At 54.1% G+C, this 747-nt stretch carries 1 rRNA gene; it reads right to left on the bottom strand.

Annotated features, from left to right (window positions below):
* Positions 1-747 (bottom strand): 23S ribosomal RNA (locus ACTNEW_RS16310); the annotation flags it as partial.

Raw genomic sequence — 747 nt, 5'->3', positions numbered from 1 at the left:
TGGATGGTTTCCGTCCATCCTGAGGGAACCTTTGGGCGCCTCCGATACCCTTTCGGAGGCGACCGCCCCAGTCAAACTCCCCGTCTGGCATTGTCCCACCGCCGGGTCACGGCGGCTGGTTAGAAACCCAATACTGCAAGGGTGGTATCCCAACAGCGGCTCCATGGCAACTGGCGTTACCACTTCTTAGCCTCCCACCTATCCTGTACATGCAATACCGAGTCCCAGTACCAAACTGGAGTAAAGCTCCATGGGGTCTTTCCGTCCTGGCGCAGGTAACCAGCATCTTCACTGGTACTTCAATTTCACCGGATGCATTGTCGAGACAGCGCTCAAATCATTACGCCTTTCGTGCGGGTCGGAACTTACCCGACAAGGAATTTCGCTACCTTAGGACCGTTATAGTTACGGCCGCCGTTTACTGGGGCTTAAATTCAAAGCTTCGCTTGCGCTAACCTCTCCTCTTAACCTTCCAGCACCGGGCAGGCGTCAGCCCATATACTTCACCTTTCGGTTTCGCATAGACCTGTGTTTTTGCTAAACAGTTGCTTGAGCCTATTCTCTGCGGCCCCATCTCTGGGGCACCCTTTCTCCCGAAGTTACAGGGTCATTTTGCCGAGTTCCTTGACAATGCTTCTTCCGCCGGCCTTAGGATTCTCTCCTCATCCACCTGTGTCGGTTTACGGTACGGGTACGGTATGAACGATAGCGGCTTTTCTTGACGCATGGCTCACGGGCTTCACTACT

It is taken from the genome of Blautia sp. HCP3S3_G3, from assembly GCF_052063365.1.
In the GTDB taxonomy this organism is placed as follows: domain Bacteria; phylum Bacillota; class Clostridia; order Lachnospirales; family Lachnospiraceae; genus Blautia_A.
Note: the sequence above shows the minus strand (reverse complement) of the source record. Positions and strands in the feature narration are given on the sequence as shown.